This is a genomic window from Pseudonocardia sp. CA-107938 (assembly GCF_050936315.1).
In the GTDB taxonomy this organism is placed as follows: domain Bacteria; phylum Actinomycetota; class Actinomycetes; order Mycobacteriales; family Pseudonocardiaceae; genus Pseudonocardia.
The window spans coordinates 5,788,842-5,806,356 of record NZ_JBNJNA010000001.1; the positions used below are offsets into that span (position 1 = coordinate 5,788,842).

Consider the following 17,515-nt stretch of genomic DNA (forward strand, 5'->3'; position numbering starts at 1 on the left):
CCGGACACCACCCGGGCCGGCGGCCGACCTCTCGCAGGTCCGCCCGCGAGCACCGAGCGCGGCACCCGCCGGCACGCCGCGGCGGCAGGCGGCCCGGGCTGGTGGCGTCCCCCACCCCGTACGGGCCCCGTGCCCGCCGCCGAGGTGGAGCCCCGCCATCGCGCCGGTGCGCGCGCGGAGCACGACCCGGCGCCGAACGGGCGCCGACCGGCGGCCTGGGCGGCGCTCGAGCGACCGCCGTCGTCCGAGCGCCCCTCCCGAGCCGACCGGCAGCCGCGCACGCCGCGGGAGCTCCGCCGGTTCGTGATCAAGCTCGTGCTGTGGTCGCTCCTGGGCGTCCTCGCCGCCCCGGTGCTGGCGTTCGGGGCGGGCTACCTGTTCTTCCCGGTCCCCAACCCCGACGACGCCGTCAACAACCAGGTGGCGCTGGTGTCGTTCGCGGACGGCACCCAGCTGACCCGGCTGGTGCCGGAGGCCGGCAACCGCACCAAGGTCGGCATCGACGCGGTGCCGGTGCACGTGCGGGAGGCGGTGCTCGCCGCCGAGGACCGCACCTTCTACTCCAACCCCGGCTTCGACCTGGCCGGGATCGTGCGGGCGGCCTGGAACCAGCTGCGCGGCGGCGTCGGCGGCGGCTCGACGATCACGCAGCAGTTCGTCAAGAACGCGCTGGTCGGCGACGAGCAGACGCTGTGGCGCAAGTACAAGGAGCTCGTCCTCAGCGTCAAGATCTCGCAGGAGCGCACGAAGGACGAGATCCTCGGTGACTACCTGAACGCGATCTACTTCGGGCGCGGCGCGTACGGCATCCAGTCCGCCAGCCAGGCCTACTTCGGCAAGGACGTCGGGCAGGTCAGCTCCGAGGAGGGGGCGCTGCTGGCGGGGCTCATCCAGTCCCCGTCGCGGTGGGACCCGGCGATCAACCCGGACCGTGCGGTGCAGCGCTGGAACTTCGTGCTGGACGGGATGGTGGCCCAGGGCTGGCTCGACCCGGCGAAGCGGGCCGCCGCCCAGTTCCCCGCCACGATCCCGCGCTCGACGGCCACGGGCGGCGGCGTCCCGTCCGACAGCAGCGGCCACATCATCACCGCGGTCACCCGCGAGCTCGCCGACCTCGGCATCACCGATCAGGACCTCGCGCAGGGCGGGCTGCGGATCACCACGACGATCGACCCGGTCCGGCAGCAGCAGGCGGTGGACGCCGCGCACTCCGCGCTGCGCGGGCAGCCCGATGACCTGCGCAGCGCCGTGGTCGCGATCGACCCGAACACGGGCGCGATCCTCGCCTACTACGGCGGCGACAACGGACACGGCCTCGACTACGCCCGCACGCAGCGTCTCGCCGGGTCGACGTTCAAGCCGTTCGTCGTGCTCGCCGGGCTGCTGCGCGACCCGCCCGTCGGGCTCGGCGAGACCTTCGACGGCGCACCGCGGCGCGGCCTGCGCAACGCGGCGGGGGCGGACTGCGCGCGCTGCGACCTCAAGGAGGCGATGACGGTCTCCAACAACGTCGTGTTCGCCTCTCTCGCCCGCAAGGTCGGACCCGCCGCCGTCGCCGACGCGGCCCGCGCCGCCGGCGTCACCGCGCCGTTGACCGACCCGGACGGCGGGATCGCGCTCGGCAACAAGGAGGTCTCGACCATCGACCTCGCCTCGGCCTACGCCACGATCGCCGCGGGCGGGGTGTGGCACCCTCCGCACCTGGTGGCGAGGGTGACCCGCGCCGACGACACCGTCCTCTACCAGGCATCGCCGCAGGGTGAGCAGCGCTTCCCGGAGCGGGTCGCGCGCAACGTCACCGAGGCGATGCTCGACGTCGCGTCCGCCGACGGACTGGCGCTGCCCGACGGCCGCCCCGTCGCGGCCAAGACCGGGACGGTCGAATCCCGGGTGGAGGGCCAGAACAACGACGCGTGGATGGCCGGGTTCACCCCCACCGTCTCGACGTCGGTGTGGATGGGCACCGACATGAACTCGCCCATCCGCACGTCCGCCGGGACCCCCGTCGAGGGCAAGAGCCTGCCGGGCGAGGTGTGGCAGGAGTTCATGGCCGATGCGCACGACGACGCCCCGGTCGCGCAGTTCACGCCGTTCCGGCCGATCGGCGAGCCGCCGCGCAGCCGCGCCACCGCCCCGCCCACCGCCCCGCCCACCGCAGCGCCGGCCACCCCGACGGGAACCGCGCAGGCAACACCGTCGGGAGCACCCGCGGGAGCACCGCCCACCGGCGCGGAAGCGACCTCCGCGCCGGCGGAGCCGTCCGCCGATGCTGCCCGGCCGAGCCCGACGGCGAGCAGCGAGCCGTCCCGCACCGCCCGTCCCACCCCGCCGCCGCAGCACGACCCGGACGAGGACGGCGCGGAGCCCGTCGGCTGACCGGACCCCCGGGGACCGTCCGGACCTGTGGTCCGACGGTCCCCGCGGGCTACGGTGAACGCATGCGGCGCGCCGGACGACAGCCCACAGGCCCGTGACCGACGCGGCCGCGGACACGTTCGAGGTGGTCGCCTGGCCCGCCGAGCGGCGCCTCGTGCTCTACGTGCCCGCGATCGAGGCGGCCACGACCGTCACCTCGATGACCGAGGCACCCGACGCGGCCCGCTCCCTCATCGCGGATCTCACGGGACTCCCGGCGGAGTCGATCTCGTGCGACATCCACCTGCGCCGCTCCCCCGGGATGCTGGGTGGCTCGACGCCGCTGGCCTGATCCAGACTGGGCGCCATGGGCACCTCCCCGGCCGCGCAGGTCGCGAGCCGCATGGCCGATGCCGCTGCCGCCTGGCTCGACGGGCTCGACGAGGCACAGCGGGCGCTCGCCTGCTGGGCGCCGCCGAGCCCTGACCCGGCAGCCGACGCGGAACGCAGGCGGTGGTTCTACACGCCGACCGACCACGGCGGGCTCACCTTCCACCAGCAGCGACCCGCCCAGCAGCAGGCGGCGATGGCGCTGGTGGCGACGGGTTTGTCGCACGCCGGGTTCGTCACCGTCTCGACGATCATCGGCCTGGAGAACGTGCTCGACCACGCCGACGGGTTCACCGTGCGGTTCGACCGTGAGCGCGGCCGTGACCCCGGCATGTACTACCTGCGCGTGTTCGGCGAGCCCGGCGGCGGGCAGCCGTGGGGCTGGCGGTTCGGCGGCCACCACGTGTCGATGTCGAACCTCGTCGTCGACGGGGAGCTGGTCTCGACCACCCCGTCGTTCCTGGGCGCCGACCCGGCGACCGCGCCACTGCTCGGCTCCCGATTGCGTCCGCTCGCGGCGACCGAGGACCTCGCGCGCGAGCTGGTGCGGTCACTCCCCCGCGATCTCGCCGAGGTCGCCGTGCTGCTGCCGCGCGCGCCGTCGGACCTGGTGGGCGGCAACCGCACCACCCTCGCCGACGGCGACGAGGTCCCGTCCCTCAAGGACGTGTGGCGCGGCCCGTTCCGCGACGTGCAGCAGTGGGCCGGGCTCGTCCGCGCGAGCGACGCGATCGACGCCGCCAGCGCGCTCTCCGTCGACGACCGCCGCCGCATCGCCTACACCAGCACCCCGAAAGGGCTGCCGGCCTCAGCGATGGACACCGGCCAGCGCGAGCTGCTGCGCGCGGTGCTCGCCACCTACCTGGGACGGGTGCCCGAGGAGGTGTCCTCGCTGGACCGCTACCGCAGCGACACCGCCCTCGACGCCGTGCACCTGGCGTGGGCCGGCTCGACCGAGCCCGGCGCGCCGCACTACTACCGGCTGCAGGGCCCGCGGCTGCTCGTCGAGTGGGACAACACGCAGCGGTCGGCCACCACGCGCACGCGGCCTGGCGCGACCCCGGGCACGACTTCGGTGTCGACGCGCTGGCCGCGCACCGCTCCGCGCACCACGCGTGAGCCCCGCCGCGGGTCAGCGCGGGATCGTCGCGAGCACGTCCGGCCCCACGACGAGGTCGGCGCGCGCCCGGGTGGCCTCGACGAGCGCCGCGTTCGGTTCGTCGACGGCCGCCACCCAGGCCGCCGCAACCTCCGGCGGCTTGCCGAACGCGACGTGCCGGGCGGTCAGCCGGTGCAGCCGCAGCTCGGGGTCGGGCGCGCAGAACCACACCTCGTCCAGCAGCGCTGCGACCTCGGGCCAGCGGCCGCGCTGCAGCAGCAGGTAGTTGCCCTCCGTGACGACGAGCCGGACGCCGCGCGGCACCGCGATCGCGCCGGCGATGGGTTGCTCCAGGTCGCGCTCGAACGCCGGCGCGTAGACGACGTCCTCCGCGGCCGCCCGCAAGCGGCGCAGGAGGGCGATGTAGCCGCCGACGTCGAACGTGTCCTCCGCGCCCTTGGCGTCGCGGCGACCGAGCGCGTCGAGCGCCACGTCGGCGAGGTGGAAGCCGTCCATCGGGACGTGCACGGCGCCGTCGACGGCGGCGGCCAGTGCCGCTGCCAGTGTGGTCTTGCCCGCGCCGGGGCTGCCCGTGATGCCCAGCACCGCGGTGGGCCCGCCGCGCGCCGCCAGCGCGGTCGCCCTGGCGACCAGGTCGGCGAATCCAGCTGCATGATCCACCGCCGGATCGTAGGGCTGCCATGCTGAGCGCGTGGACCGGCCCGAGTACGTCAGCGGCCGGCCGCACCGCGCCCTCGCCGGGCTGGTGCTCGACTACGGCGGCTACGTCGAGGTGAGCCCGCACCCGATCCGCCGCCGGCAGGCCCCGACCGGCGCGCTCACGCTGATCGTCTCCTTCGGGCCGCCGCTGCGGCTGCACGGGCCGGCCGGCCCCAGCGTGCCGGGCTCGTTCCTCGCCGGCATGCACGACGCCGCCGTCGTGACGGAGTACGTCGGGTTGCAGCGAGGGGTGCAGGTCAACCTGACCCCGCTGGGCGGGTACGTGCTGCTCGGCGTGGCCATGGACGCGCTCACCAACCGCTCGACCAGCCTCGACGAGCTGTCCGTGCCCGCACTGGCCGCTCTTCCCGAGCAGCTCGCCGACGCGCCGGACTGGCCGGCCCGGTTCGCCCGCGTCGACACCGTGCTGGTGCGCCTGCTCGCGTGCGCCCGCCGGCTGCCCGATCCCGAGGTGCGGTGGGCGTGGCAGCAGCTGCGCCGCACCGGTGGCGCCGCCGGCGTCGCGGAGCTGGCCGCCGGCACGGGATGGAGCCGGCGGCACCTGCTCACGCGGTTCCGCACCCAGGTGGGGCTCACGCCGAAGACGGCGGCGCGGGTGCTGCGGTTCGAGCGCGCGGCACGGCTGCTGGTGCCCGTGCTCGCGGACGGCGGGCCCGGCGCCGGCACCGCACGGTCGATCTCCGACGTGGCCGCAGGCTGCGGTTACGCCGACCACGCCCACCTGACGCGCGAGTTCCGCGCGCTGGCCGGGGTCACCCCGTCGACGTACGTCGCCGAGTGGCGGGCGGCTGTTCCCATTCGTTCAAGCCAGGACGACGAGGCCGCCCTACCGTCGCAGCCATGAGCATCCATCCGACCCTGCGCTACGACGACGCGAAGGCGGCGATCGGCTTCCTGGTCTCGGCGCTGGGCTTCACCGAGAAGCACGTGTCGATCGCGGACGACGGCTCCGTCGGACACGCGGAGCTCGCCTGGGGAGCCGACGGCGACGAGGGCGTCGTCATGCTCGGCACCCGCACCGCCGACCGGCGGTTCGACACCGGTCGGGCAGTGGTGTACCTCGCCGTCGCCCCCGGCACAGCGGTCGATCCGCTGTACGACCGCGCGGTCGCGGCCGGTGCGACGGTCATGCACGAGCTGGTCGACCAGCCCTACGGATCGCGCGAGTTCGCCGTCGCCGATCCCGAGGGGAACGTGTGGTGCGTCGGCACCTACCGCCCGTCATGACCGCGGCCGTCGCCGACCGGGCCCGGGTCGTCCGGATGCTGTGGGGGTTCTTCCCCGCGCAGGTGCTGCGCACCGCCGCCGAGCTGCGCCTCCCCGAGCTGCTGGACGAGCCGCGCACCGCCGCCGAGCTCGCCGCCCGTGCCGGCACCCGGCCCGACACGACGCACCGGCTGCTCACGGCCATGGTCGGGCTCGGGCTGGCCACCCGCGACGCCGACGGCCGCTTCGCCCTGAGCCCCGACGGTGAGCTGCTGCGGCCGGGCGCACCGGGCGGGATCGGTGGGCTGGCCCAGCTCTTCTGCGGCGACGGTCCGTGGCGGGCCTGGGGCGAGCTGCCCACCAGCATCCGCGACGGGGAGCCCGCGCTCGCACGGATCACCGGTGCCGCGACGTACGAGGCGATGGCCGGCGACCCGGCGACGCTCGCCGTGTTCGTCGCAGCCATGACCGAGGGCACGCGCATGATCGCGGCCGACGTCGTCGCGCGCTGCGACCTGGCCGGCGTCCACCGGCTCGTCGACGTCGGCGGGGCCGAGGGCACGCTGCTCGCGGCGTTCCTGGCTGAGCACCCGCACCTGCAGGGCGTGCTGTTCGACCTCCCGCGCGGTGTCGGCGGCGCGGCCGAGGCCCTGCCCAGCGGTACCGAGATCGTGACCGGCGACATGTTCGTCGAGGTGCCGCGGGGTGACGCGCACGTGGTGAAGAGCGTCCTGCACAACTGGGACGACGAGCGCGCGGTCGCCGTGCTCTCGTCGGTGCGCGCCGCGATGCCCGAGCACGGCCGGCTGTTCGTGGTGGAGCCGACGCTGCCCGAGGACCCGGCCGAGCTGCCCGCCGCGTTCAGCACCCTGATGAGCGACCTGAACATGCTCGTCTGCACCGGCGGCCGGGAACGGACCGCGGCGGAGTTCGCCCGCCTGTTCGACGCGGCCGGGCTGGTCCTCACCGACCAGCGGCCGCTCCCGCCGCCGAGCGCCTACGCCGTGCTGCGGGCGGTCCCGGCGTGACCGGCGATCCGCTCCCCCGGCTGCGCGAGCTGTGCCTCGCGCTGCCGGAGGCGACGGAGAGGCTCAGCCACGGCTCGCCGACGTGGTTCGTGAAGAAGGTCTTCGTCACCTACGCCGACCACCACCACGACGACCCGCGCACCGCGTTCTGGTGCGCGGCGCCGCCGGGCGCCCAGGAGGCGCTGGTCGCGGCCCGTCCGGAGGCGTACTTCCGTCCGCCGTACGTCGGCCACCGCGGCTGGCTGGGCGTGAACCTCGACGCGCTCGGCACCGGTGAGCTGGACTGGGACGAGATCGACGAGATCGTCACCGACGCCTACCGGCAGGTCGCCCCGAAGCGGCTGTGCGCGCTGCTCGACACCCGGGACTGACCGCCCGGCCCGGCTAGGGTGGCGCTCGTGCCCACCGAGCTGCCGACCGTCGCCGTCCCCGGCGGGCGGGTGGAGTACGCGGACCTGCCCGGCCGCCCCGACCGTCCGCCGCTGCTGTTCCTGCACGAAGGCCTCGGCTCGGTCGGGCTGTGGCGCGGGTTCCACGACGACGTCGCCGCAGCGACCGGCCGGCGCACGGTCGCGTACTCGCGCCTCGGCCACGGGTGGTCCGACCTCCCACCGGCCAAGCGCACTCCTGCGTTCATGCACGAGGAGGCGCACGCCGTCGTGCCCGCCCTGTGCGCCGCCCTGGGCCTCGACAGGCCCGTGCTCGTGGGCCACAGCGACGGCGCCTCGATCGCCCTCCTGCACGCCGCAGCCGCCGAGGTGTCGGCGCTCGTCGTCATCGCCCCACACGTGTTCGTCGAGGACATCGGACTGGCCGGCATCATCGCCGCCCGCCGCGAGTTCGACGACGGCGACCTGCGCGCCCGGATGGCCCGCCACCACCGCGACCCGGAGGTCACCTTCCGCAACTGGAACGACGTCTGGCTCGACCCGGCCTTCCGCGACTGGGACCTCCGCCCCGACATCGCCACGATCACCTGCCCGGTCCTCGCCGTGCAGGGCACCGTCGACCGGTACGGCACCGTCGCCCACGTCGAGGCCGTCCGCGACACCGTCCGCAGCGACGACGTGCAACTGCTGGTGCTCGACGGCGGCCACTCCCCGCACCTGGAGCACCGCGACCGCGTGCGCGACGCGATCGTCGCCCGGCTCGACGGGGAGTAGCGGAACATTCGTACAAGACCGGTGTCCGCACCGCGGGTCAGGGTGACGCCATGCGAACCTACGATCCGGTCGCCATCGCCGGAGAGCTCTCGTCGTTCGAGTTCGTGGACGAGCTCGCGGCGTTCAACGAGATCCTGACAGTCGACGACCGCCACCGGCTCACCCTGTCGGCCGGGCAGTTCACGATCGTGCCGAAGGGTCGCTGGCACCGGCACGTCGACGCTCGTGACGTCGTCGAGCTGTTCCACACGCCCGGCGCCACCGTGAACTCCGACGCCGACGATCCCCGGGGCGCCGAGGCCGCGCCACTCGAGAGGAGCAGGTGACGTGGACCTCCAGGGAGCGAGAGTGCTGCTGACCGGGGCCTCGGGAGGGATCGGCCGAACCCTGGCGCGGGCTATGGCCGGACGCGGCGGCGACATGATCCTCACTGCGCGTCGCGCCGACCTGCTCGAGCCACTGGCCGCCGAGGTGGGCGGGCGGGCCGTCCCGGCCGACCTCATCGATCCCGACTCGATCGCCGATCTCCTGGCTCGGGTGGGCGAGTTCGACGTGCTCGTGGCCAACGCCGCGCTGCCCGCGACCGGCCTGCTGACCGACTACTCGATCGACCAGATCGACCGGGCGCTCGACGTCAACCTCCGCGCCCCCGTCGTGATGGCCAAGCTCGCCGCCGAGCAGATGGTCGCCCGAGGTCGCGGGCACCTGGTCTTCATCTCCTCGCTGTCGGGCAAGACCGCCTCGGCGCAGGCGTCGCTCTACAACGCCACCAAGTTCGGGTTGCGCGGCTTCGCGCTGGCCCTGCGCGAGGACCTGCGCCCGCACGGCGTCGGCGTCTCGTCGATCTTCCCCGGCTACATCAGCGATGCGGGGATGTTCGCCGACTCCGGCGCGATCCTGCCGCGCGGTGTCGGCACCCGATCGCCGCAGGACGTCGCCGACGCGACGATCCGGACGATCGAGAACGACGTCGCGGAGGTCGACGTGGCCCCGCTGGGCCTCCGGCTGGTCGCCCGGCTCGGCGGGGTCGCTCCCGGCCTGTCCGCCGCGATCCAGCGCCGCACCGGCGGCGACCGGGTCACCGCCCAGCTCGCCGAAGGACAGCGCTACAAGCGATGACGGATCCGCAGCAGTACGAGCAGTTCAGGGCGGCGCTGCTCGCCCGCCACGAGCACCCCGTCACCGCCCGGATCGCGACGCTGGGCGACGTCGCGATGCTCGCGGGACTCGGCATGATCCCCGTCCGCCGGCTCCGCGCCACCGCGTTCCTCGTGGTGGGGTTCGGGCTCGCGCTGGCCAACGTCGCGCACCTGTTCCAGCCCGGGACGCTGCTCCCGGAGAACAAGGCGATCATGGAGCATCCCCTCTGGGCGGCCAGGGCCGAGGCGCACCGGGTGCGACTCGCGTTCGCCCGCCGCACGCACCTCGGCTGAAAGGGCAACGCAGTTGTCGACCGCGCAGCAGCACCCGCCGCTCGTGCACACCGTGCGCATCCGTCCGGCGGACACCGACCACCAGGGAATCGTGCACGCCTCGAAGTACGCCGCGTTCTTCGAGGCGGCGTTCATCGAGGCACTCCGCGAGATCGCCGGCTCCCTCGAGGCGCTCGGGCGCCACGGTGTGGACCTGGTCATGGCCGAGATCACCATCCGCTACCGGTCGCCCGCCCGGTTCGACGACCTGCTCGACGTCGCGGTCCTGCTCCGGCACATCGGCACCACGTCGCTGGTCATCGACTACCGCGGCACGGTGAACGGCAGGGACGTGGTGCTCGCGTCGGCCCGCTACGTCGCGTTCACGTCGGGTCTCACGAAGACGGCCATCCCCGGGCCGCTCCGGGCGACGCTCGAACGCATCCCCCGCGCGCCCGACGACGTGCAGCAGGCGGTCAGCTCCCCGCCCACCCGGTCCACGCTGCCGGGATGATCGTCAGCACGGCGGCGAACGCGGCGTTCGCGTACTGCGGGTACCGGTCCCGCAGAGCGGCGACGGCGTCCGCGGGCCCGTCCTCGTGCACGGTGGCGACCCCGTCGACGCGCACCCACCACAGCTGCGACCAGTCCTCGGTGTAGCCGTCCGCGAGCAGGGCCACCCGCGGATCGCGGTCGACGTCGGCGAGGCGGGCGAGCCGTCGTCCCGACTTCGGCTTCACGTCGTCGATGCCGATGCAGATCTGCTCGGCGACCAGCGCGAACGTCACGGGGACGAGTCGCGGGGCACCGTCGGCGCGCAGGGTGGCCAGTCGCGCCACCCGCGCCGCGGCGAAGCGCGCACGTGCAGCGGCCGGATCGAGGCGGGGCACCCTACGCGGGAACCTCCACCGTGACGGCGAGGAGTCGGGCCTCCCGCGCCGCCCGGCGCGCGTGCTCGGCGAAGTCGGGGGCGGTGCACAGGAACAGGGTGCGGCCGTCCTCCCCACCGAGTGCGAGGGCGTACACCCCGGTTCCGACGTCGACGGTGTCGACGATCTCCCCGCCCCGCACGCGGGCGGCGCGCTGCCCGAGCGCGTCCGCGATCCACACGCCGCCCTCGGAGTCGACCGCCGAACCGTCCGGCCCCACCCTCGTCTGGCCGAGCACCGTGCCGAGGTCGTCGCCCGTGGGCAGGTCGCCGAACACGGCGAAGTCGCGCCGCGCGCCGAGCGAGCCGTCCGGCGCGACGTCGAACTCGCTGATGCGGTTGCCCAGCGTCTCGTTCACGACGAGGGTGTCGCCGATCTTCACCATCCCGTTGGGGAACCAGAGGTCCTCCGCCACGACGGCCACCGTCCCGTCGGGGTCGACGCGGACCAGGTCGGCGGTGCGCGGCTCCCCGCCGCCCATCAGGTCGAACCCGAAGTTGCCGGCGTACGCCCGACCCTGGTCGTCGACGAGCATGTCGTTGAGCAGACCACCGCAGTGCGCAGAGAGGTCGGCGTGCTCGACGAGCGATCCGTCCGACTCGCGCCGCAGGATCCGCTGGTCGCGCATCGAGACGACGAGCAACCGCCCGTCGGGCAGCCAGCCCAGCCCGGACGGCTGCGCGGGCACCTCCGCCTCGACGCGGACGTCGGAGCCGTCGGAGCGGGCCGAGACGACCTGGTTCGTGTAGAAGTCGGACACCCAGATGCGGCCGTCGTGCCAGCGCGGCCCCTCCAGGAACGAGTAGCCCTCGAGCACGACGACGGGTTCGGAAGACATGCGGTGACAATAGCGTTGAGCCGGGCAGTTAGTTGCACGCTCAACTTGGAGGTCGCCATGCCTGCCGTCACCGTTCCCGACATCACGGTGCTGCCCCGCGTGCCCGAGCCCGGCGAGGCCGCGGTGGAGCGCACCGTCCGCTCGGTGACGACCGCGCCGACCGGGTTCGAGGGAGAGGGCTTCCCGGTCCGCCGCGCGTTCGCCGGCATCGACCTGCGCGATCTCGACCCGTTCCTGATGATGGACCAGATGGGCGAGGTCGAGTACGCGCCCGGCGAACCCAAGGGCACCTCGTGGCACCCGCACCGCGGCTTCGAGACCGTCACCTACATCATCGACGGCACGTTCGAGCACCAGGACAGCCACGGCGGCGGTGGCACGATCACCAACGGCGACACCCAGTGGATGACCGCGGGCGGTGGCCTGCTGCACATCGAGCGGCCGCCGGAGACCCTCGTCGCGAGCGGTGGCCTGTTCCACGGGCTGCAGCTGTGGGTGAACCTGCCGAAGGCGCACAAGTGGCTCGAGCCCAAGTACCAGGACCTGCGCGCCGGCGAGTCCGCGCTGCTCACCACGCACGACGGCGGCGCGCTGCTGCGGGTGATCGCCGGCGAGCTGGCCGGGCACACGGGTCCCGGCTCCACCTTCACGCCCATGTCGATGATCCACGCGACCATCGCTCCCGGAGCCACCCTGCGACTGCCCTGGCGGCGCGACTTCAACGCGCTCGTCTACGTCCTCTCCGGGCGCGGCACCGCCGGCGCGGAACGCAGCCCCGTCCGCACCGGCCAGGCCGTCCTGTACGGGCGCGGCGACACGATCACCGTCGCCGCGGACCCGACGCAGGAGTCGCGGCTGTCCGGCATGGACGTGGTCATCCTCGGCGGGGCGCCGATCCGCGAACCGATCGCCTGGGCCGGCCCGTTCGTCATGAACACGAAGGCCGAGGTGATGCAGGCGTTCGAGGACTACCAGAAGGGCAAGCTCGGGGTCGTGCCCGCCACCTACGTGCCGCACGGATCCGCAGGAGGGAACGCCTGATGTCCAGCACATCGGAGACCACCGTCGCCGACGCGCCAGACCGCCACCGGTTCGAGATCACCGTCGACGGCGAGCTCGCCGGGTTCGCCGAGTACCGGCTCCGCGACGACCACATCACGTTCGTGCACACCGAGATCGACGACGCGTTCGCCGGGAAGGGCCTGGCCGGGGTGCTGGTCCGGGCCGCGCTCGACGACGTGCGGGGCCGCGGCCTGCGCGTGGTGGCGGTGTGCCCGTACGTGAAGGCGTGGATCGAGAAGCACCCGGACTATGCGGATCTCACTCGATCTTGACCTCGACTCGGGTCGAGGTCCCAGGCTTGCCCCATGAGAGCGATCATGGCCGCGCGCACGGGTTCCCCCGACGTACTCGAGCTGGTCGAACTGCCGACGCCGGCGCCGGGTCCGGGCGAGCTCCGCATCGCCGTCGACGTGGTGAACGTGACGTGGATGGACACGGCGATCCGGGCGGGCAACGGCCCCACTGTGTTCGCGGTGGCGCCGCCGTACGTGCCGGGGAGCGGGATAGCGGGCACGGTCGAGGCGCTCGGCACCGACGTCGACCCCGCCTGGCTCGGTGCGCGGGTGCTCGCCAGGGCCGGCACCGGGTACGGCGGTGGCTACGCGGACACCGTCGTCACACCGGCGGCGGGCGTGTACCGGGTGCCGGAGGGGCTCGACCTGCGCAGCGCCCTCGCCGTGATGGACGACGGCAGCACGGCACTGGCACTCCTCGAAGCGACGCCGGTCCGCGCCGGCGAGCGCGTGCTGGTCGTGCCAGGGGTGGGCGGCCTCGGGAACCTGCTCGTGCAGCTCCTCCTGCGCGCGGGAGCGGACGTCGTCGCCGGGGTCCGTGGCGCGGCGAAGGTGGCGACCGCACGCCGGCTCGGCGCGGGGGCGGTGGACTACTCCCACCCGGAGTGGCCCGATCAGGTACGAGCGCTCAACGCGGGCCACGGACTGGACGTGGTGTTCGACGGCATCGGCGGGTCGGTCGGCGCGACCGCCGCGGAGCTCCTCGTGGACGGGGGGCGGTTCTCCGGGTACGGCATGAGCAGCGGCGCGGAGGCCGAGATCGCCGCCGACCGGCCACTGAGCGTCGTCGGCATGTCCCAGCTGCCCGGGTTCTGGGCCGACACCGACCGGCGGGTGCGGCACGTGCTGGACGAGGCCGCCGCCGGCCGCTTGGCCCCGATCATCGGCCGGACCTACCCGTTGGCCGACGCAGCCGCCGCGCACGCGGACATCGAGGCCCGGCAGTTCGTCGGGAAGAGCCTGCTGCTGGTCTGAAGGCCGCCGCCGCGCGCAGCGTTGTCGGTGCCCGTCCGTAGCCTGGGCACGTGCTCGCCGTCCATGCCCTGTGGTCCCCCGGCCGGGGGCTGCTGCTGTGGGCCGAGGACGGCGAGCGGCCGGCCACCACGTCGAGCAGGGCGCTGCGCACGGCGCGGCCGCACCCGTTCGCCGTTCCGTCGGCCGAGCTGACGGCGCTGCACCCGGGCAAACCCACGTCGGTCACGTTGCTGCTGCCGTCGCGGCAGTCCGGGCCGCTGGCGTCGCCGGAGCTCGTGCGGTCCCGCCCGGAGGCGGCCCGGTTGCGCACCCCGCCCGAGCTGCGGCCGTGGTCGGTGCCCGCGCTGGTCGTCGACCCTGCCGAGCTGGGCGATCCGGTGGAGAGCGTCCGCTACGGGGCCACCGTCGCGCACCTGCGGGCCGTGGCCGAGCTGGCTGCGGACCTGGCGGCGCGCGGCCGGGTGCTGCCCACGGTCGACACCACCGGCGGCACGCCGGTGGCCCGATGGCGGCCGGTGGTCCAGGGCGTCGACGCCGTCGCGTTCGCGGCGCTGGTCGATGCGCTGCCGCCGGCCGGACGGGCCGAGCACACGGCCCGACCCGGTCGGCCGTTCACCGGCACCGATCCGCACGCCCTCCTCGTCGACGCGCTCGGGGTGATGGTCGACGGCCAGGTGCGCGACCGGCTGGCCCGCGCCGATCCGCCGCTGGAGCTGGCGCCGCCCGGCGACGGCCCGGTGCACGCGTGGCTCGCCGCCCTGCAGCACGTCGACCCCCGGTTGGAGCTGCCGCGCAGCGATCTCGCCGCGCTCGTCGAGGCCGTGTCCGGGTGGGACGCGGTCGGCGACGCCGAGCCGGTCGAGGGCCGGTTGTGCGTGCGGCTGGCCGAGGTGCCGACGCTGCACGATCCGCTCGATCCCGCGCCCGACCACGACGACCAGACCGGCGACGGCACGCGCTGGCAGCTGCAGTTCCTGCTGCAGTCCGCGGCCGACCCGAGCCTGCTGGTGCCGGCCGAGCAGGTGTGGACCGGCCAGGCCGACCGCCTGCTGGCCGGCCCCCAGGAGCTGCTGCTCGCCGAGCTCGGCCGGGCGGCCGTCGTGGTGCCGTGGCTCGCGCCGGCACTGCGCAAGCCCCGTCCCGGCACGCACGACCTCGCCGTCGAAGAGGCGCACGAGTTCCTCACCGCGTCGGCGGCGCTGCTGGTGGAGGCGGGGTTCGCCGTCCAGCTGCCGGCGAGCTGGGACGGCGGGCGGCGGCTCGGGCTGCGGCTGTCCGCGCGCAGCACCCCCACCGAACGCGTGGTCACCCGCGGCGGGTTGGGCCGGGAGGAGCTGGCGGCGTTCCGCTGGTCGCTCGCCGTCGGCGACGAGGAGCTGGGCGCCGACGAGCTCGCCGAGCTGGTGGCGGCGAAGGCGCCGCTGGTGCGGCTGCGGGGCAAGTGGGTGGCCGTCGACCCCGACCGGCTGCGCGCGGGCCTGGAGTTCCTGCGCCGCGAGGCCGACCGGCCCAAGGCGGCGATGCCCACCGCGGGCGAGCTGCTCGCGCTCGCGCACCGCCTGCCCGAGGAGTGGACGGCGGGCGGCGAGGTCCCGCTGCCCGTCACCGACATCCGCGCCGACGGCTGGATCGGCGACGTGCTCGCCGGGCGCGCGGAGCAGGCGGTCACGCCGGTCGAGCCGCCGCCCTCGTTCCTGGCGACGCTGCGGCCCTACCAGCAGCGCGGGGTCGCGTGGCTGGCCTTCCTGTCGTCGTTGGGGCTGGGGGCGTGCCTGGCCGACGACATGGGGCTGGGCAAGACCGTGCAGATGCTGGCTCTGGAGGCGACCGAGCGGGACGCCGGCGCGGAGGGGCCCACCCTGCTCGTCTGCCCGATGTCGCTGGTCGGCACGTGGCAGCGGGAGGCCGCGAAGTTCGCGCCCGACCTGCGCGTCTACGCCCACCACGGCAGCGCCCGCCTGCACGGGCCGGAGCTGCTCGCCGAGCTTGCGCAGGCCGACCTGGTGGTCACCACGTACGCGACGGCGGCGCGCGACGTCGAGGAGCTGTCCGGGTGCGCGTGGCGCCGGCTGGTGCTGGACGAGGCGCAGGCGATCAAGAACCCGCACGCAGCACCGGCCCAGGCGGTGCGCCGCATCGACGCCGAGCACCGGGTCGCGCTCACCGGCACCCCCGTGGAGAACCGGCTCTCGGAGCTCTGGTCGGTGATGGACGTGCTCAACCCGGGCCTGCTGGGCCCGGCCGAGCGGTTCCGCCAGCGGTTCGCCATCCCCGTCGAGCGCCACGGCGACACCGAGGCCGCCGGGCTGCTGCGGCGCATCACCCAGCCGTACCTGCTGCGGCGGGTCAAGACCGATCCCGCGATCATCGACGACCTGCCGGAGAAGATCGAGATCACCCAGCACTACCGGCTCACCCGCGAGCAGGCGTCGCTGTACCGCACGATCGTCGACGACATGCTGGAGCTGATCGAGGACTCCCAGGGCATCCAGCGCCGCGGCAACGTGCTGGCGGCGATGACGAAGCTGAAGCAGGTCTGCAACCACCCGGCGCACCTGCTGCACGACGGCTCCCCGATCGGGCGGCGCAGCGGCAAGATCGTGCGGCTGGAGGAGCTGCTCGCGGAGATCCTCGACGAGGGCGACCGGGTGCTCTGCTTCACCCAGTTCACCGAGTTCGGGCACATGCTGGTGCCGCACCTGTCGGCCCGCTTCGACACCGACGTGGCGTTCCTGCACGGCGGGGTGGCGAAGGCCCGGCGCGACGCGATGGTCGAGCGGTTCCAGGCCGGCGACGGGCCGCCGATCCTGCTGCTGTCGTTGAAGGCCGGCGGCACCGGGTTGACGCTCACCCAGGCCAACCACGTCGTGCACCTGGACCGGTGGTGGAACCCGGCGGTGGAGAACCAGGCCACCGACCGCGCGTTCCGCATCGGGCAGAAGCGCTCGGTGCAGGTGCGCAAGTTCGTCTGCCCCGGCACCGTCGAGGAGCGCATCGACGCACTGATCACGAAGAAGAAGGCGCTGGCCGGCATGGTCGTCGGCGACGGGGAGGGCTGGCTCACCGAGCTGTCCACCGAGACGCTGCGCGAGGTGTTCGCACTGGGCGACGAGGCCGTGGAGGACCGCGCTGAGGAGGGTGGCGACGATGCCTGACCGCGACGGCCGCCCCTGGTGGATGGACGCTCGCGGCGCGGACGCCAGGAGCCGCCCGCGCCGCGTCGAGGGCGGCATCCAGATCAACTCGACCCGCGGCCCGGTGGCGCGCACGTGGTGGTCGCAGCGGTTCCTGCAGGTCCTGGAGTCGATCGGGGTGGGCGGCCGGCTCGCCCGCGGGCGCACGTACGCGCGGCAGGGGCAGCTGGTCACGTTCGCCGTCGGCCCGGGCGCCGTCACCGCGGAGGTGCAGGGCACGCGCGCCGTCCCCTACGCGGTGCGGATCGGGGTGCCGACGTTCGGCAAGGCCGAGTGGGCACAGATCGTGCAGGCGCTGGCCGACGACGCCTCGCACACCGCGGCGCTGCTCAACGGCGAGCTGCCCCGCGAGGTGGAGGACGTGGTCGCCGCCACGGGGTCCACGCTGTTCCCGGCCACGAAGCGCGACCTCGCCATGGACTGCACGTGCCCCGACTTCGAGGTGCCGTGCAAGCACCTGGCCGCCGTCTGCTACGTACTGGCGGAGCGGTTCGACGCCGACCCGTTCACGATCCTGGAGCTGCGCGGCCGCACCAAGGAGGCGGTGCTGGAGGAGCTCCGGCGGCGGCGCGCCGACCCCGACGCCGCCCGGGAGAGCAGCGCCCGCCCGCTCACCGAGGTGCTCGACTCCTTCTTCGACGCCGGGGCCGCTCCCGGGCTGGGCCGCCCACCGCTGGTCGGGCCGCGCACCCGGCCCGACGCGCTGCTCGACCAGGTCCCGGCGTTCCCGATCACCGTGCGCGACGTGGACGTCCGGGAGCTCCTGCGTCCCGCCTACCTGGCGCTGCCCGACGGCGAGCGCGGCTGAACGCGACGCTGCCGACCGCGAG

The 17,515-nt window shown here is 74.4% G+C and carries 19 protein-coding genes and 1 pseudogene; 17 read left to right on the forward strand and 3 right to left on the reverse strand.

Annotation, left to right across the window (positions count from 1 at the left end; all coding sequences use genetic code 11):
• The first annotated feature begins 129 nt into the window (after window positions 1–129).
• The 3 genes and pseudogenes from ACQEVB_RS28615 to ACQEVB_RS28625 all read left to right on the forward strand — a co-directional run.
• A complete protein-coding gene (locus ACQEVB_RS28615; RefSeq protein WP_432977717.1) occupies window positions 130–2,376 on the forward strand; it encodes a transglycosylase domain-containing protein in 2,247 nt (748 codons plus the stop codon).
• 94 nt (window positions 2,377–2,470) lie between these two features.
• Window positions 2,471–2,707, forward strand: a complete 237-nt coding sequence (locus ACQEVB_RS28620; protein WP_432977720.1) for a hypothetical protein — start codon at window positions 2,471–2,473, stop codon at window positions 2,705–2,707.
• Between the two features lie 51 nt (window positions 2,708–2,758).
• Window positions 2,759–3,712, forward strand: a pseudogene (locus ACQEVB_RS28625) (DUF3500 domain-containing protein); the annotation flags it as partial.
• 165 nt (window positions 3,713–3,877) lie between these two features.
• Here the strand turns inward: ACQEVB_RS28625 and ACQEVB_RS28630 are convergent.
• Window positions 3,878–4,525 (reverse strand): nucleoside/nucleotide kinase family protein, encoded by a 648-nt coding sequence (locus tag ACQEVB_RS28630; RefSeq protein ID WP_432980626.1) that lies wholly within the window; start codon window positions 4,523–4,525, stop codon window positions 3,878–3,880.
• A gap of 31 nt (window positions 4,526–4,556) precedes the next feature.
• On the opposite strand from ACQEVB_RS28630, the gene ACQEVB_RS28635 reads away from it, so the two are divergent.
• From ACQEVB_RS28635 to ACQEVB_RS28675, 9 genes are read left to right on the forward strand one after another with little or no spacing between them, the layout of a single operon-like run.
• On the forward strand, window positions 4,557–5,429 hold the full coding sequence (locus tag ACQEVB_RS28635; protein WP_432977723.1) for a helix-turn-helix domain-containing protein: 873 nt from the start codon (window positions 4,557–4,559) through the stop codon (window positions 5,427–5,429).
• Window positions 5,426–5,812: a VOC family protein gene (locus ACQEVB_RS28640; RefSeq protein WP_432977725.1), complete on the forward strand. Its 387-nt coding sequence runs from the start codon at window positions 5,426–5,428 to the stop codon at window positions 5,810–5,812. The genes ACQEVB_RS28635 and ACQEVB_RS28640 overlap by 4 nt, the downstream gene beginning before the upstream one ends.
• Window positions 5,809–6,819 (forward strand): methyltransferase, encoded by a 1,011-nt coding sequence (locus ACQEVB_RS28645; protein ID WP_432977728.1) that lies wholly within the window; start codon window positions 5,809–5,811, stop codon window positions 6,817–6,819. Before ACQEVB_RS28640 ends, ACQEVB_RS28645 begins: the two co-directional genes overlap by 4 nt.
• Entirely contained in the window at window positions 6,816–7,190 is a 375-nt protein-coding gene (locus ACQEVB_RS28650) for an MmcQ/YjbR family DNA-binding protein (RefSeq protein WP_432977731.1), read from the forward strand. The genes ACQEVB_RS28645 and ACQEVB_RS28650 overlap by 4 nt, the downstream gene beginning before the upstream one ends.
• A gap of 27 nt (window positions 7,191–7,217) precedes the next feature.
• Window positions 7,218–7,982 (forward strand): alpha/beta fold hydrolase, encoded by a 765-nt coding sequence (locus tag ACQEVB_RS28655; protein WP_432977734.1) that lies wholly within the window; start codon window positions 7,218–7,220, stop codon window positions 7,980–7,982.
• A gap of 50 nt (window positions 7,983–8,032) precedes the next feature.
• Window positions 8,033–8,308, forward strand: a complete 276-nt coding sequence (locus ACQEVB_RS28660; RefSeq protein ID WP_432977737.1) for a hypothetical protein — start codon at window positions 8,033–8,035, stop codon at window positions 8,306–8,308.
• Window positions 8,309–8,330: 22 nt separating this feature from the next.
• Window positions 8,331–9,101 (forward strand): SDR family NAD(P)-dependent oxidoreductase, encoded by a 771-nt coding sequence (locus ACQEVB_RS28665; RefSeq protein ID WP_432977740.1) that lies wholly within the window; start codon window positions 8,331–8,333, stop codon window positions 9,099–9,101.
• Window positions 9,098–9,415, forward strand: a complete 318-nt coding sequence (locus ACQEVB_RS28670) for a hypothetical protein (protein ID WP_432977743.1) — start codon at window positions 9,098–9,100, stop codon at window positions 9,413–9,415. Before ACQEVB_RS28665 ends, ACQEVB_RS28670 begins: the two co-directional genes overlap by 4 nt.
• A gap of 13 nt (window positions 9,416–9,428) precedes the next feature.
• Window positions 9,429–9,908 (forward strand): acyl-CoA thioesterase, encoded by a 480-nt coding sequence (locus ACQEVB_RS28675; RefSeq protein ID WP_432977746.1) that lies wholly within the window; start codon window positions 9,429–9,431, stop codon window positions 9,906–9,908.
• Here ACQEVB_RS28675 and ACQEVB_RS28680 read toward each other — a convergent pair.
• On the reverse strand, window positions 9,871–10,284 hold the full coding sequence (locus ACQEVB_RS28680) for a TIGR03668 family PPOX class F420-dependent oxidoreductase (protein ID WP_432977749.1): 414 nt from the start codon (window positions 10,282–10,284) through the stop codon (window positions 9,871–9,873). The two genes, ACQEVB_RS28675 and ACQEVB_RS28680, sit on opposite strands and share 38 nt — an antisense overlap.
• Before the next feature lies 1 nt (window position 10,285).
• Window positions 10,286–11,161, reverse strand: a complete 876-nt coding sequence (locus tag ACQEVB_RS28685; protein ID WP_432977752.1) for an SMP-30/gluconolactonase/LRE family protein — start codon at window positions 11,159–11,161, stop codon at window positions 10,286–10,288.
• A gap of 57 nt (window positions 11,162–11,218) precedes the next feature.
• On the opposite strand from ACQEVB_RS28685, the gene ACQEVB_RS28690 reads away from it, so the two are divergent.
• Genes ACQEVB_RS28690 through ACQEVB_RS28710 form a run of 5 tightly spaced genes read left to right on the forward strand, consistent with a single transcriptional unit; the run spans window position 11,219 to window position 17,493 of the window.
• Window positions 11,219–12,202, forward strand: a complete 984-nt coding sequence (locus ACQEVB_RS28690) for a pirin family protein (protein ID WP_432977755.1) — start codon at window positions 11,219–11,221, stop codon at window positions 12,200–12,202.
• Window positions 12,202–12,495 carry a GNAT family N-acetyltransferase gene (locus ACQEVB_RS28695; protein ID WP_432977758.1) on the forward strand — a complete coding sequence of 98 codons (294 nt, stop codon included), beginning with the start codon at window positions 12,202–12,204 and terminating at the stop codon, window positions 12,493–12,495. Before ACQEVB_RS28690 ends, ACQEVB_RS28695 begins: the two co-directional genes overlap by 1 nt.
• A gap of 33 nt (window positions 12,496–12,528) precedes the next feature.
• Window positions 12,529–13,491 (forward strand): zinc-binding dehydrogenase, encoded by a 963-nt coding sequence (locus ACQEVB_RS28700; RefSeq protein ID WP_432977761.1) that lies wholly within the window; start codon window positions 12,529–12,531, stop codon window positions 13,489–13,491.
• A 50-nt stretch (window positions 13,492–13,541) separates the two neighbouring features.
• Complete coding sequence (locus ACQEVB_RS28705) at window positions 13,542–16,646, forward strand: SNF2-related protein (RefSeq protein WP_432977764.1); 3,105 nt, start codon at window positions 13,542–13,544, stop codon at window positions 16,644–16,646.
• Window positions 16,639–17,493, forward strand: coding sequence for an SWIM zinc finger family protein (locus tag ACQEVB_RS28710; protein ID WP_432977767.1), 855 nt, complete (start codon window positions 16,639–16,641; stop codon window positions 17,491–17,493). Before ACQEVB_RS28705 ends, ACQEVB_RS28710 begins: the two co-directional genes overlap by 8 nt.
• Window positions 17,494–17,515: the final 22 nt, after the last annotated feature.

Coding starts and splice junctions, on each gene's coding strand:
- ACQEVB_RS28640 (WP_432977725.1), top strand. CDS start 5,426: ATGAGCATCCATCCGACCCTGCGCTACGACGACGCGAAGGCGGCGATC.
- ACQEVB_RS28645 (WP_432977728.1), top strand. CDS start 5,809: ATGACCGCGGCCGTCGCCGACCGGGCCCGGGTCGTCCGGATGCTGTGG.
- ACQEVB_RS28660 (WP_432977737.1), top strand. CDS start 8,033: ATGCGAACCTACGATCCGGTCGCCATCGCCGGAGAGCTCTCGTCGTTC.
- ACQEVB_RS28670 (WP_432977743.1), top strand. CDS start 9,098: ATGACGGATCCGCAGCAGTACGAGCAGTTCAGGGCGGCGCTGCTCGCC.
- ACQEVB_RS28685 (WP_432977752.1), bottom strand. CDS start 11,161: ATGTCTTCCGAACCCGTCGTCGTGCTCGAGGGCTACTCGTTCCTGGAG.
- ACQEVB_RS28690 (WP_432977755.1), top strand. CDS start 11,219: ATGCCTGCCGTCACCGTTCCCGACATCACGGTGCTGCCCCGCGTGCCC.
- ACQEVB_RS28695 (WP_432977758.1), top strand. CDS start 12,202: ATGTCCAGCACATCGGAGACCACCGTCGCCGACGCGCCAGACCGCCAC.
- ACQEVB_RS28700 (WP_432977761.1), top strand. CDS start 12,529: ATGAGAGCGATCATGGCCGCGCGCACGGGTTCCCCCGACGTACTCGAG.
- ACQEVB_RS28710 (WP_432977767.1), top strand. CDS start 16,639: ATGCCTGACCGCGACGGCCGCCCCTGGTGGATGGACGCTCGCGGCGCG.